Genomic DNA, 12,990 nt, shown 5'->3' with positions numbered 1-12,990 from the left:
AGTGTAAGTAGAGAGGAGCCTTCATGACCGAGATCGTCATTACCGCCGCCAAGCGTACCCCCGTGGGCAGCTTCCTGGGCGCCTTCGCCGCCACGCCCGCGCATGAACTGGGCCGGGTGGCGATCACCGCCGCGCTCGAACAGGCGGGCATCACCGGCGAGGACGTGTCCGAGGTCATCCTCGGCCAGGTGCTGACCGCCGCGCAGGGGCAGAACCCCGCGCGCCAGGCCTCGATGGCGGCGGGCATCCCCAAGGAAGTCCCGGCTTACGGCGTGAACCAGGTCTGCGGCTCGGGCCTCCGCGCGGTCGCGCTGGGGCTTCAGGCGATCGCCAATGGCGATGCGACCATCGTCGTGGCGGGCGGCCAGGAGTCCATGTCACTCTCGCCCCATGCCCAGACGATGCGCGGCGGCACCAAGATGGGTCCGCTGACCATGGTCGACACCATGGTCCATGATGGCCTGACCGATGCCTTTGCGGGCTATCACATGGGCATCACCGCCGAAAACCTTGCCGAGCAATATCAGGTGACGCGCGACGATCAGGACCGGTTCGCGGTCCGCTCGCAGAACCTCGCCGAAAAGGCGCGCGGCGAAGGCCGGTTCAAGGACGAGATCGCCCCCGTCACCATCAAGACCCGCAAGGGCGAGACGGTGGTCGCCGACGACGAATATATCCGCGCCGGCGCCACCATCGAGAGCGTCTCGGGCGTCCGCCCCGCCTTCAAGAAGGACGGCACCGTCACCGCCGCCAACGCCTCGGGCCTGAACGACGGCGCCGCCGCGCTCGTCCTGATGAGCCGCGAAGAGGCCGAGAAGCGCGGTACGCCGGTGCTCGCGACGATCAAGAGCTGGGCCTCGGCGGGCGTCGACCCGTCGGTCATGGGCATCGGCCCCGTCCCCGCCACCCGGCGCGCGCTGGAAAAGGCGGGCTGGAGCGTCGGCGACCTCGATCTGATCGAGGCCAACGAAGCCTTTGCCGCACAGGCCCTGTCGGTCGGCAAGGAGCTGGGTTTCGATCCCGACAAGGTCAACGTCAACGGCGGCGCGATCGCGCTGGGCCATCCGATCGGCGCCAGCGGCGCGCGGGTGCTCACGACCCTGATCTACGAAATGCAGAAGCGCGACGCCAAAAAGGGCCTCGCCACTTTGTGCATCGGCGGCGGCATGGGCATCGCCATGTGTGTTGAGCGGTAAACACGCTTCTATGCGAAAATTTCGCTATTAACGGTTATATTGCAGGGATGTGTCGAACCTGTCACATCCCTGCAACATCGGTTACACAATTTTCATTTGCGATTTTAGAGGCGCTTGTTTTCGCGTCGGAAATTTCTTTCCCTTGGATGAACGGACATGAACGATCCGTCATAATGGGGGTAAAGAATGACAATGCGTACCCTGCTGGGAGCCTCTGCGCTGGCCAGCACCCTGGTTCTGTTGCCGGTCGCCGCGTTGGCACAGACCGCGACGTCCGAAACCACCGCGACGCAGCCGCAAGAAGGGGCGGCCACCGATCCCAACGTCACCGAGCGCGACGAACAGGCCAAGGGTGACGTCATCGTCACCGGCTCGCGTCTGGCGCGGCCGAACCTGGATTCGCCGACCCCGGTCACCTCGGTCACCGCCGAGCTGCTGACCTCGACCGGCAACCTCAACATCGGCGATTCGCTCAACCAGCTGCCGGCGCTGCGCTCGACCTACAGCCAGGCCAACTCGACCCGCTTCATCGGCACCGCCGGCCTGAACCTGCTCGACCTTCGTGGTCTGGGCACCAGCCGCACGCTGGTCGTGGTCAATGGCCGTCGCCATGTGACCGCACAGCCGGGCAGCTTCGTGATCGACACGAACACGATCCCCACCGAACTGCTGGAACGCGTCGACGTCGTCACGGGCGGCAGCTCGGCCGTCTATGGTTCGGACGCGATGGCGGGCGTCGTCAACTTCGTGCTGAAGCGCAATTTTGAGGGCATTCGCGCCACCGGCCAGAGCGGCGTGTCCAGCCACGGCACGCGCGGATCCTATTTCGGGGCGCTCACCGTCGGCAAGAATTTCGCCGAAGGCCGTGGCAATATCGCCGCCGCCGCCGAATACTCGTTTTCGGATGTCGTCTATTACACGGACCGCGACGATATCACCGGCGCCTATTCGGGCCGCAGCCAGTTCAATGCGGTGCAGAACACCGGCCCGCAGCTGAATCCCAATGGCGGTCCGATCCGCACGACGCCGGAATCGTCGCTGGGCGACGGCATTCCCGATACGGCCTTCCTGCGCAATGTCCGTAACAACACCATTTCGGAAGGCGGCCTGTTCACCGCCAGCTGCCCGACGGTCGCCGCCACCGGCGAGTCCGCCGCAGCCTTTGCGGCCCGGCGCGGGGTCGCCTGTTCGGGCCTGGCCAATATCGGCAGCTCGAACACGCTCAGCCAATATGGCCGCACCTTCGTCTTCAATCCCGATGGTACGCTGACCGCCAACAACTGCGTTACCGACCTTCGCCCCTTCGGCTCGGGCAACTGCGTGGGCGGCCAGGGTTCGACCCTGCGCCTGAACGGCATGCTCCAGCCCAAGCTGGAACGCTTCTCGGGCAACATCCTGGCCCATTTCGACGTCTCGGACGCGTTCAAGCCGTTCGTCGAGGCCAAATATGTCCGCATCGACGCGTTGCAGGAAGGTCAGCCGACCTTTGCCAACAACACGTTCAGCATCAACAACCCGTTCCTCAGCAGCCAGGCCCGCGCGACGCTCGTCTCGGCGCTCGCACCGGGGGCGACGACCTTCACGGCGCAACGTTTCAACGTCGACTTCGGCGGTCGCGGCGAGATTCACAGGCGCGAGACCTTCCGCATCGTCGGCGGTGTCGAGGGCGATTTCGCCGAGGGGTGGCACTATGAAGTGTCGGCCAACTATGGCCGTCTCGACACCTTCTACAAGACCAACGGCAACTATGTAACGCAGAAGTATCTGAACTCGATCAACGCGGTGCGCAACGCCGCCGGTCAGATCGTCTGCGGGATCAATGCCGATGCCTCGACCGCCAATGACGACGCGGCCTGCGTGCCCGTCAATCTGTTCGGTTCGGGTCAGGTCAGCCAGGCGGCGCTGAACTATTTCTCGATCACCTCGACGCGCAAGCAGAAGGCCGAGCAGTTCGACCTGGTCGGTTTCGTCAACGGCACGCTGTTCCGCCTGCCGGGCGGCGATGTCACCTTCTCGCTGGGCGGCGAATATCGTCGCGAGACGGCCTATTCGAAGTATGACGATCTGACCGCCAGCGGCGCGACGTTCCTGAACTCGATCCCGACCTTCGCGCCGCCGGCGTATGACATCAAGGAAGCGTTCGGCGAGATCAGCGTGCCGCTGCTGGCCGACCGTCCGTTCTTCCACGAACTGACCCTGACCGGCGCGGCGCGCGTGTCGCATTACAATGTCGGCAATGCGGGCACGCCGTGGACGTACAACGTCAACGCGATCTGGTCGCCGATCCGCGACATCACCTTCCGTGGCGGCTATGCCCGCTCGGTCCGTGCTCCGTCGCTGAGCGAATTGTACGCCGCCAGCTCGCAGACCTTCGCCCAGCCGTCGGATCCGTGCAGCCAGAACAACATCAACAACAATCCCAACCGCGTCCGCAACTGCGCCGCGGCGGGCGTGCCGACCACGCAGACTTTCAACGGCACGACCGAACCCTTCACCAACAATGCGGCGTCGAGCATCTACGGCTTCAACCGTGGCAATTCGGCGCTCCAAGCCGAGAAGAGCCGCAGCTTCACCATCGGCACGGTGATCCAGCCGCAGGCCATTCGCGGTTTCTCGGTTACCGTCGACTATTATAACATCACGATCAAGGACGCGATCTTCTCGCTGGCCGCGCAGACGATCATCAACCAGTGCTACGACAATCCGAGCGGCATCAACAATCCGTTCTGCGCGGCGGTGTTCCGCAATCCGAACGGCACCTTCGCGGGCCAGCAGAACGTCATCCATGGCGGTGCGACGGTGTCGTTCCCGACTACGGGGCCGTCCTTCTTCTCGCAGGGCTTCAACTACGCCAAGCTGGAAACCTCGGGCATCGACATCGATGCGTCGTATCGCACCAAGATCAGCGACACGGGTACGCTGACCCTGCGCCTTCTCGCCAGCTACATGGCGCAGAACAACGGTTATACCGATGTGGGCGATCCGACCTTCCGCGACCGGTACAAGGGCGAGCTGGGCTTTTCCGCATGGCGCGGTCAGTTCGTCGGCAACCTGAACTTCGAGACCTTCGATATCCAGTATCGTCTGCGGTATGAAGGCAAGTCGACCGTCGCCGCCGAGTATGAAACGCAGAACAGCTATGACGGCCGTCCGGCGCGCAACCCGGACGCGTTCCCGGTGGTCTGGTATCCCGAGGCGTTCTACCACGCGATCCAGGTCGGCTTCAACGCGACCGAGCGCTTCCGCTTCTATGTCGGCGTCGACAATGTCACCGACAAGAAGCCGCCATACAATCTGATGGGCGTCGACTCTGGCGACCCGTACGACAATATCGGCCGGTTCTTCTATGCCGGGTTCAAGGCCAACTTCTGATCCGTCGGGATCGGAACTGATCGGGGCTCTCCTTCGGGAGGGCCCCTTTTTTCATCCCCGCCCGAAACGCTGTCCCAACCCGGTCAGCAGTTCATATTGCGACACGCCCGATGCGGCGGATGCGGCGGCCAGGTCATAGTCCATCGCCAGCCAGTCGCCCTCGGCCAGATCGGGCCTGGCGGTCACGTCGACCGCGACCAGATCCATTGATACCCGGCCGAGTACCGGCAGGACCACATCGTCCGCGCGTGCCGCCCCCCGGCCCGACAGCGCGCGGCGATAACCGTCGGCATAGCCCAGGTTCAGGATCGCGACCTCGGTATCGGCGGGGGCGGTCCAGGTGGCGTTGTAGCCGACCGTCTCGCCTGCGGGGACCAAGCGACGCTGCAGGATCTGCGCCTCGGGCCGGGCGACCTGCCGCAGCGGTCCGGCCATGTCGGGACGCGGAATTCCGCCATAAAGCGCCAGCCCCGGTCGGGTCAGGTCGAAATGATAGTCGGCACCCAGCCCGATCCCCGCCGAATTGGCCAGGCTCATCCGGCGCGCGCGCGTCCGCCCCTTCAATCCGGCAAAGGCCGCCTGCTGACGCGCGTTCATCGGCACATCCTCATCGGCGCAGGCGAGGTGACTGATTAGCGTCTCGATCGCCAGTCCGTCGAGCAGGCCGTCGGCCACCGCCTGTACCGACACGCCCAGTCGGTTGATCCCGGTGTCGACCATAACGTCGCACGCGCCACCGCCGCCCTCGCGCCACCGCGCCACCTGTTCGGGGGTGCTGAGCACCGGACGCGCGAACCCCGCCATGGCCGCGGCCATGTCCTCGGCGCGCAGGCCGTGCAGGACCGACAGGGTGAGGCCCAGCGGGGCGAGCGCCAGCGCCTCGGCCCAGTTGGCGACGAAGAAGTCGCGGCATCCCGCCCCGGCCAGCGTCTGCGCGACCAGCGTCGCCCCCAGGCCATAGCCATTGGCCTTAACCGCCGCGCCGCACGCCGCCGCCCCGCTCATCCGGTCCATGGCCTGCCAGTTGGAGACAAGCGCATCGCGATCGACACGCAGGCGAAGGGGGGCGGGTATTTCCATCACGTTGCGGGCTTTAGGCCGCATTGGCGGGAGGGAAAAGGCGCGATGGGTTTTTCACATGCCGCGCCCGACCGGCCTTACGCGGGCGAAGGCGACGCTATGCGCTTTCCTCAGGCGGCTCCTGTGGAATAGCGATTCCCTTGGCCTTCGACTTCGCTCAGGCTGAACGGTGGTTTTTCAGGTCAGATCGCTGAATGGCGATCGGCTCTAGCGCAGCGTGCGGATGATGCCGGAGAAGTCGACCGGCGGCTGCCCCTCGCCCACGAACGCGGCGTAAAGCTCGGCCGCCCGCTCCCCCATCGGCGTGGTCGCGCCCGCGTCGCGTGCCGCTTCCATCGCCAATTTCAGGTCCTTGAGCATCAGCACCGCCGCGAAGCCGCCCTGATAGTCGTGATCGGCGGGCGTTTCCGGCCCGACGCCGGGCACCGGGCAATATTTGGTCATCGACCAGCTCTGCCCCGACGACACCGAGGCGATGTCGTAGAAGGTCTGCGCTTCCAGCCCCAGCTTCTCGGCCAGCACGAACGCCTCGCAGGTCGCGATCATCGTCGCGCCGAGCAGCATGTTGTTGCAGATCTTCGCCGCCTGCCCCGCGCCATTGCCCCCGGCATGGATCACCGCCTGGCCCATCGCCGACAGGAAGGGCTCGGCGCGCTCGAAGGCCTGGTCGGAGCCGCCGACCATGAAGGTCAGCGTTCCCGCCCTGGCCGCCGCGATCCCGCCCGAGACGGGAGCATCGACCGCCATCATGCCCTTGCCCCGCGCCGCCTCCGCCACGCGTCGCGCGGTGGCGACGTCGATGGTCGAGCAGTCGATCAGGATCGCGGACGGCGGCGCGGCGGCGAAGACGGCGTCGGCATAGACGCGCTCGACATGGGTTCCGGCGGGCAACATCGTCACCACCGCCTCGACGCCCTCCATCGCCGCCACCGCGCTGTCGACCGGCAGGCAGCCCGCCGCCCGCGCCGCCGCCAGCGCGTCCGCCGACAGGTCGAAGGCGCGGACGTCATGCCCCGCCTTCGCCAGATTGGCGGCCATGCCGCCGCCCATATTGCCCAGGCCGATAAACGCGATCCGCGCCATGTCCGTTCTCCTAATTTCTTCTTGTTCTTCTGCCCCCCTCCCGCAGGCGGGAGGGGCTGGGGGAGGGAAAGGCCACGGGCTATGGTCTCGGTGAGACTCCTGGCCCTCCCCCATCCCCTCCCGTTTACGGGAGGGGCGTGAGTCACATCAGCGGCTAGTCCAGACGGGCGTGCGCTTCTCCACGAACGCGGCCATGCCTTCCTTCTGGTCGGCTGAGCCGAACAGGCCGTGGAACAGGCGGCGTTCAAACTGCACGCCCTGCGCCAGCCCCATGTCGAAGGCGGCGTTGACCATCTCCTTGTTGGCGCGCACCGCGATCGGGGCCATGCCGGCGATCGTCGCGGCGGTCTTCAGCGCATCCTCGACCAGATCGGCGGCGGGGACGATGCGCGCGACCAGGCCCGCCCGCTCGGCTTCCTCGGCGTCCATCATCCGGCCGGTCAGGCACATCTCCATCGCCTTGGCCTTTCCGACCGCATGCGCCAGCCGCTGCGATCCGCCCATGCCCGGCGTCACGCCCAGCTTGATCTCGGGCTGGCCGAACCTGGCGGTGTCGGCGGCCAGGATGAAGTCGCACATCATCGCCAGCTCGCACCCGCCGCCCAGCGCATAGCCCGCGACCGCCGCGATGATCGGCTTGCGGATGCGGGTGAATTCGTCCCAGCCGGAGAAATGGTTGCCGCCATACATGGCCGCGAAGTCCATCTCCTGCATCTCCTTGATGTCCGCCCCCGCCGCGAACGCCTTGGGGCTGCCGGTGATGACGGCGCAGCGCTGGTCTGGATCGGCGTCATAGGCGCGCATCACCTCGAGCAACTCGGCCAGCAGCTCGGCATTCAGCGCATTGAGCGCCTGGGGCCGGTTCAGCGTCACCAGCGTCACCGCCTCGCGGCGCTCGACGATCAGGGTGGTATAGTCGGTCATGCGGGCGTCCTCTTCAGCGGTCTTCGGGTGTCCAGGCCTGGGCCTCGGGCAGGGGGGCGAAGATATGGTCGATCATCGTATCGGTGACGCCTTCCGGGGTCGCCGGGTTCCAGCGCGGGGCATTGTCCTTGTCCACGATCAGCGCGCGGACGCCCTCGATGAAGTCGGGGCGCTGCACCACGCGGCTGGCGACGCCGTATTCGCGGCGCATCTCGTCGGCGAACTCGGTGGTCAGTCCGCCCTCGTGCAGCAGACGCAGAGAGACCTTGCAGGCCTGCGGGGATTTGGTGCGGAGTATGGCCAATTGCTGCGCCGCCCATTCGCCGCCATCGGCTTCCAGGGCTGCGAGTATGTCCTCCAGCGTATCGGCGGCGAAAAGCCGATCAATGTCCCCCGCCCGCTCCATGATCTTCGCCTCGGGCGCGGGAGTGGACAGGCGGTCGAGCGTCGCGGCGATGTCCTGCGGCGTGGCGACGATCGCGGCCTTGGCCTCCTCCACGGCCGAGGAGGACAGATAATGGGTGGCGAGACCCAAGGCATGGGCCTCCGCTCCGTCCAGCCGATGCCCGGTCAGCGCCAAGAACACCCCCATCCGCCCCGGCAAACGCGAGAGATACCAGCCGCCGCCGACATCGGGGAACAGACCGATGCCCGTCTCGGGCATGGCGAACCGGGTATTCTCGGTCGCGACCCGAAAGCGCGCGGGCGCGGAGATGCCGACGCCGCCGCCCATGGTGATGCCGTCCATGACGGCGACGATCGGCTTGGCATAGGTGAACAGCCGGTGGTTCATCCGATATTCGGCGTGGAAGAAGCCCCGTGCAGCCTCGCCGTCGCCCGCACCGCTCTCGGCCAGCAACCGTATGTCGCCGCCCGCGCAGAAGCCGCGCCCCTCGGCATGGTCGATGATGATCGCCTCGACCGACAGATCGCCGCGCCAGTCCTCCAGCGCGGCCAGCACGCCCTCGCACATCGCACGGGTCAATGCGTGGATCGCCTTGGGCCGGTTGAGCCGCAGCCGCCCGACCGGGCCTTCGCGGGTGACGATCAGATCCTGGGTCATGTCGGTCCTTTTACCTTCTTCCCTACCGTCATCCCAGCGGAGGCTGGGATCTCTCTCAAGAACGCGACACCTGTGGAGAGAGGCCCCAGCCTGCGCTGGGGCGACAGATTTACGCCTTCAATAACTCCCGCCCAACGATCATCCGCATCACCTGGTTGGTCCCTTCCAGGATCGAATGCACGCGCAGGTCACGCCAGAAGCGCTCGATCGGGTAATCCATCAGATAGCCGTAACCGCCATGCAGCTGGAGCGCCCGGTCGACCACCGAGGACCCGGTATCGGTCGCCAGCCGCTTGGCCATCGCGGCGAAGCGCGTCTTGTCGGGCGCACCCCCCGTCACCTTGGCGGCCGCGAGATAGAGCAGCGCGCGCGCCGCCTCCAGCTCGGTCGCCATGTCGGCCAGAGTGAACTGGGTATTCTGGAACTCGGCGATCGCTTTCCCGAACTGGCGGCGGTCCTTCACGTAAGCGACCGCTTCGTCCAGGCAGCGCTGCGCGCCCCCCAGCGAGCAGGCACCGATGTTCAGCCGCCCGCCGTCCAGCCCCATCATCGCGATGCGGAAGCCCTCGCCCTCCGCGCCCAGCCGGTTGGCGACCGGCACGCGGACATTGTCGAACGTCACCTGCCGGGTCGGCTGCGAATGCCAGCCCAGCTTGCGCTCGTTCGCGCCGAAGGACACGCCGGGGGTGTCCTTGTCGATCACCAGGCAGGAAATGCCCTTCGGCCCCTCCTCCCCGGTGCGGACCATGGTGACATAGACCTCATTCTCGCCGCCGCCCGAGATGAACTGCTTGGAGCCCGAGACGACATAATGGTCGCCGTCGCGCACCGCGCGGGTCTTGAGCGCCGCCGCGTCGGAGCCCGAACCCGGCTCGGTCAGGCAATAGCTGGCCATGCGCGCCATGGTGACGAGATCGGGCAGGTAACGCGCCTTCACATCCGCATCGCCGAAACGGTCGATCATCCACGACGCCATATTGTGGATCGAGATGAAGGCGGAGGTGGAGGGACAGCCATAGGCCATCGCCTCCATGATGAGCGCCGCCTCCAGCCGTCCGAGCGCGATGCCGCCCGATTCCTCGGACACGTAGATCGCCGCGAAGCCCAGTTCGGCGGCTTCGCGGATCGTGTCGCGCGGGAAGACATGCTTCTCGTCCCATTCGGCGGCGAAGGGGGTGATGCGGTCGGCGGTGAAGCGGCGCGCCAGTTCCTGGATCTCGCGCTGCTCGTCGGTCAGGTCGAATTGGGTCATCGGGTTCGTCTCGTCCTGTTAAGCCCCTCCTCCCGGAGGGGGGAGGGGTTTGGGGAGGGGGCTACGCCACGGGCGATGGTCTCTGTGAGACTCCTTTCCCTCCCCCATCCCCTCCCGCCTGCGGGAGGGGCGTGCTTTTAGGCCATGGTGGGAATCACGAAGGCGTTGCCGCCATCGGGCGAGCCATCGGGCCAGCGCTGCGTCACCGTCTTCACCTTGGTCCAGAAGCGGACGCCCTCCATGCCGTGCTGGTTCACGTCGCCGAATGCGGATCGCTTCCAGCCGCCGAAGCTGTGATAGGCCACCGGCACCGGGATCGGCACGTTGATGCCGACCATGCCCACCTCGACACGCGCGGCGAATTCGCGCGCGGCATGGCCGTTGCGGGTGAAGATCGCGACGCCATTGCCATATTGGTGCTCGCTCGGCAGGCGCACCGCCGTCTCGAAATCGGGCGCCCGGACGATCTGGAGCACGGGGCCGAAGATTTCCTCGCGATAGCTCTGCATGGCGGGCGTCACCCGGTCGAACAGCGACGGGCCGATGAAGAAGCCCTCCTCATAACCTTGCAACTTGAAGCCGCGCCCGTCGACCACCAGTTCCGCGCCCTCGTCCACGCCGGTCTGGATCCAGTCCTCGACCCGGCGCTTGTGCGCGGCGTTCACCACCGGGCCGTAATGGGCCTGTTCGTCGGTCGAGACGCCGACCCGCAACGCATCGATCGCGGGGATCAGCTTTTCGCGCAGCGCATCCGCGGTTTTCTCCCCCACCGGCACGACGACGGGCAGCGCCATGCACCGCTCGCCCGCCGAGCCGAAGGCCGCGCCCGACAGGTCGGCGACCACCTGGTCCAGATCGGCATCGGGCATGACGATGCCATGGTTCTTGGCCCCGCCCATCGCCTGGACGCGCTTGCCCGCCTCGACCCCGCGCCGATAGACATAGTGCGCGATGTCGGACGAGCCGACGAAGCTGACCGCGCCGATCGCGGGATGGTCCAGGATCGCATCGACCATCGCCTTGTCGCCGTGCACGACTTGCAGGATGCCCTCGGGCGCGCCCGCCTCGCGCATCAGCTCGGCCAGGCGGACGGGAACCGAGGGATCGCGCTCGGACGGTTTCAGAATGAAGGCGTTGCCGCACGCGATGGCGATGCCGAACATCCACATCGGGATCATCGCGGGAAAGTTGAACGGGGTGATGCCTGCGCCGATGCCCAGCGGCATGCGCATCGAATAGACGTCGATGCCGGGCCCGGCGCCTTGCGTATATTCGCCCTTCAGCGCGTGGGGGATGCCGCAGGCGAACTCGATCACCTCCAGCCCGCGCTGGATGTCGCCTTTCGCATCGGCGATCACCTTGCCATGTTCGGAGGACAGCAGATGCGCCAGCGCGTCCATATTCTGCTCGACCAGTTCCTTGAACCGGAACATCACGCGCGCCCGGCGTTGCGGATTGGTCGCGGCCCAGGCGGGTTGCGCCCTTTGCGCGGCGGCGACCGCCCGGTCGAGCAGCGCGGCATCGCCCAGCGGCACGCGCGCCTGCACCTGGCCGCTATTGGGGTCGAACACATCACCCTGACGGGTCGAAGCGGCGTCGGTCGCGGTCTGTCCACCGGCGACCACATGGTCGATCACGCGCATAGGCTCTCCTGTCACGGGTCTGCTGCCCGACTCTAGGCTTTGTAATTATATTACTCGCGCGTGGAATCCAAGTCGGGCCGTAACAAAAGCCGAGCAGCGCCTGGCCGGAACGCCCCCGATGCGCGTCAAGAAGCCGGACGCCAGCGCCATGCGACCGCCGCCGCCGCCAGCGCGCCGATGCCCGCGCCGTGCAACGCCGCCATGCCCCAGAAGGGATAGAGCCACGCGCCCAGCCCCGCCCCCGCGACGAATCCCGCCCAGAGCAGCGTATAGGGCAGCCAGCGCCACCGCTCGCGCCCCGCCACGGCCTGCGCCAGATGCTGGCCGATCTTGACCAGCGTGCCGGTCATGTAGGTGACGCCGATGCTGACCTCGCCGTCCCGCTCGAAGGTGGCGTTGGCCGCACCCATCGCCACCGCCATCCCCCAGCCGAGCCGCGCGTCGAGTCCCGCCAGCCCGAGCAGCAAAGCGACCAGCAGCAGCACCGCCGCCTGTCCGCCACGCGGCAGGACCAGGCGGATCAACGTGCCCCCCATCACCCCGCCGACGAACAGCGCGAGCAGCATGGCCAGCATCGCCACGCTCCCGTCCGCCGGACCGGGACGAACGAGATGTACGGCCAGCATCGTGCCGTTGCCGCTCATGAAGGAGACGAAATAGCCGCCCAGATGCTGGAACCCGATCGCGTCGACATAGCCCGCGAGCAGCGCCAGCCCGATGGCCAGGGGCCAGGAACGTCGATCGGATCGGATCATGATGCGCCGTCATAAAGCCAGGCCGTGCGCACGTCATGGTCGTATTTCGCCGCGCACGGCCATCTTGGGCTGTCGTGTGCGCCTTCCGTCACTTTATTTTTATCTGTCGGGAGCAAAGCCGGGCACGGGCCGTTGGCCCGGCTCACTCAGGGGATATCGGATGGCGGGTGCGCTGCTGGAGATATGGCTCACGATATCCGCTCTGTCGTCGCTATCGATCATGCTGATCGCGATCGGGCATAGCGATATCGGCATGGAGCGGCGCTTTCGCCTGCGCCCGGTCCGGAGCGGTCAACCCGCTCGCCGCAAGCGCCGGATGACGGCCGGACACTGACGATCCGCCGGGAAGGCCCCGGCGGCGGCAAATTTCAGAACAGGTGAAGCAGTCGGTCGAACAGGCCCGATTTGCGGTCCCGCATCGCCATATAGCGCGCGCGATCGTCGGCGGCGCGACGATACAAGGCATCCAGACGTTCCTCGCGCGGCAGGTCCGAAATCCGCGGCGGCGGTCTATGGCTGGCCATCTTCACCCTCCCTCAGTTGAGCCGTTCGATTCGAACGACGAAACGAAACTTTTGTTCCCTGCCAGGTGACATGCCGTTCATGACGCGTCCGCAATGAC

The 12,990-nt window shown here is 66.5% G+C and carries 11 protein-coding genes; 3 read left to right on the top strand and 8 right to left on the bottom strand.

Annotated elements, in window-relative coordinates; genetic code table 11:
• Positions 1-23 precede the first annotated feature (23 nt).
• Positions 24-1,196 (top strand): acetyl-CoA C-acetyltransferase, encoded by a 1,173-nt coding sequence (locus tag QE385_RS13715; RefSeq protein WP_307102728.1) that lies wholly within the window; start codon positions 24-26, stop codon positions 1,194-1,196.
• A gap of 192 nt (positions 1,197-1,388) precedes the next feature.
• Entirely contained in the window at positions 1,389-4,568 is a 3,180-nt protein-coding gene (locus QE385_RS13710) for a TonB-dependent receptor domain-containing protein (protein ID WP_307102726.1), read from the top strand.
• 51 nt (positions 4,569-4,619) lie between these two features.
• Here QE385_RS13710 and alr read toward each other — a convergent pair whose 3' ends face one another.
• The 7 genes from alr to QE385_RS13675 all read right to left on the bottom strand — a co-directional run bounded on the left by alr (position 4,620) and on the right by QE385_RS13675 (position 12,368).
• Positions 4,620-5,648 (bottom strand): alanine racemase, encoded by a 1,029-nt coding sequence (gene alr / locus QE385_RS13705; RefSeq protein ID WP_307102724.1) that lies wholly within the window; start codon positions 5,646-5,648, stop codon positions 4,620-4,622.
• Positions 5,649-5,855: 207 nt separating this feature from the next.
• Complete coding sequence (mmsB, locus tag QE385_RS13700; RefSeq protein WP_307102722.1) at positions 5,856-6,845, bottom strand: 3-hydroxyisobutyrate dehydrogenase; 990 nt, start codon at positions 6,843-6,845, stop codon at positions 5,856-5,858.
• A 33-nt stretch (positions 6,846-6,878) separates the two neighbouring features.
• The gene (locus tag QE385_RS13695) at positions 6,879-7,655 is read right to left on the bottom strand and encodes an enoyl-CoA hydratase (protein WP_307102719.1); all 777 of its coding nucleotides are present in this window, start codon (positions 7,653-7,655) and stop codon (positions 6,879-6,881) included.
• A gap of 13 nt (positions 7,656-7,668) precedes the next feature.
• Positions 7,669-8,718: an enoyl-CoA hydratase/isomerase family protein gene (locus tag QE385_RS13690; protein ID WP_307102717.1), complete on the bottom strand. Its 1,050-nt coding sequence runs from the start codon at positions 8,716-8,718 to the stop codon at positions 7,669-7,671.
• A gap of 109 nt (positions 8,719-8,827) precedes the next feature.
• Positions 8,828-9,970 (bottom strand): acyl-CoA dehydrogenase family protein, encoded by a 1,143-nt coding sequence (locus QE385_RS13685; protein WP_307102715.1) that lies wholly within the window; start codon positions 9,968-9,970, stop codon positions 8,828-8,830.
• A 137-nt stretch (positions 9,971-10,107) separates the two neighbouring features.
• On the bottom strand, positions 10,108-11,613 hold the full coding sequence (locus tag QE385_RS13680) for a CoA-acylating methylmalonate-semialdehyde dehydrogenase (protein ID WP_307102713.1): 1,506 nt from the start codon (positions 11,611-11,613) through the stop codon (positions 10,108-10,110).
• 125 nt (positions 11,614-11,738) lie between these two features.
• The gene (locus QE385_RS13675) at positions 11,739-12,368 is read right to left on the bottom strand and encodes a YoaK family protein (RefSeq protein WP_307102712.1); all 630 of its coding nucleotides are present in this window, start codon (positions 12,366-12,368) and stop codon (positions 11,739-11,741) included.
• Between QE385_RS13675 and QE385_RS13670 the strand changes: the two genes are divergently transcribed.
• Positions 12,367-12,702 carry a hypothetical protein gene (locus tag QE385_RS13670; protein ID WP_307102710.1) on the top strand — a complete coding sequence of 112 codons (336 nt, stop codon included), beginning with the start codon at positions 12,367-12,369 and terminating at the stop codon, positions 12,700-12,702. The two genes, QE385_RS13675 and QE385_RS13670, sit on opposite strands and share 2 nt — an antisense overlap.
• A 34-nt stretch (positions 12,703-12,736) precedes the next feature.
• On the opposite strand, the gene QE385_RS13665 is transcribed toward QE385_RS13670, so the two are convergent.
• A complete protein-coding gene (locus QE385_RS13665; RefSeq protein WP_307102708.1) occupies positions 12,737-12,892 on the bottom strand; it encodes a hypothetical protein in 156 nt (51 codons plus the stop codon).
• Positions 12,893-12,990: the final 98 nt, after the last annotated feature.

The sequence above is a fragment of the Sphingomonas sp. SORGH_AS_0950 genome (assembly GCF_030818415.1).
Taxonomy (GTDB): domain Bacteria; phylum Pseudomonadota; class Alphaproteobacteria; order Sphingomonadales; family Sphingomonadaceae; genus Sphingomonas.
This window is presented reverse-complemented; position numbering and strand designations above follow the sequence as displayed.

Coding starts and splice junctions, on each gene's coding strand:
- QE385_RS13710 (WP_307102726.1), top strand. CDS start 1,389: ATGCGTACCCTGCTGGGAGCCTCTGCGCTGGCCAGCACCCTGGTTCTG.
- QE385_RS13680 (WP_307102713.1), bottom strand. CDS start 11,613: ATGCGCGTGATCGACCATGTGGTCGCCGGTGGACAGACCGCGACCGAC.
- QE385_RS13675 (WP_307102712.1), bottom strand. CDS start 12,368: ATGATCCGATCCGATCGACGTTCCTGGCCCCTGGCCATCGGGCTGGCG.
- QE385_RS13665 (WP_307102708.1), bottom strand. CDS start 12,892: ATGGCCAGCCATAGACCGCCGCCGCGGATTTCGGACCTGCCGCGCGAG.
- alr (WP_307102724.1), bottom strand. CDS start 5,648: ATGGAAATACCCGCCCCCCTTCGCCTGCGTGTCGATCGCGATGCGCTT.
- QE385_RS13695 (WP_307102719.1), bottom strand. CDS start 7,655: ATGACCGACTATACCACCCTGATCGTCGAGCGCCGCGAGGCGGTGACG.
- QE385_RS13690 (WP_307102717.1), bottom strand. CDS start 8,718: ATGACCCAGGATCTGATCGTCACCCGCGAAGGCCCGGTCGGGCGGCTG.
- mmsB (WP_307102722.1), bottom strand. CDS start 6,845: ATGGGGGAGGGCCAGGAGTCTCACCGAGACCATAGCCCGTGGCCTTTC.
- QE385_RS13715 (WP_307102728.1), top strand. CDS start 24: ATGACCGAGATCGTCATTACCGCCGCCAAGCGTACCCCCGTGGGCAGC.
- QE385_RS13670 (WP_307102710.1), top strand. CDS start 12,367: ATGATGCGCCGTCATAAAGCCAGGCCGTGCGCACGTCATGGTCGTATT.
- QE385_RS13685 (WP_307102715.1), bottom strand. CDS start 9,970: ATGACCCAATTCGACCTGACCGACGAGCAGCGCGAGATCCAGGAACTG.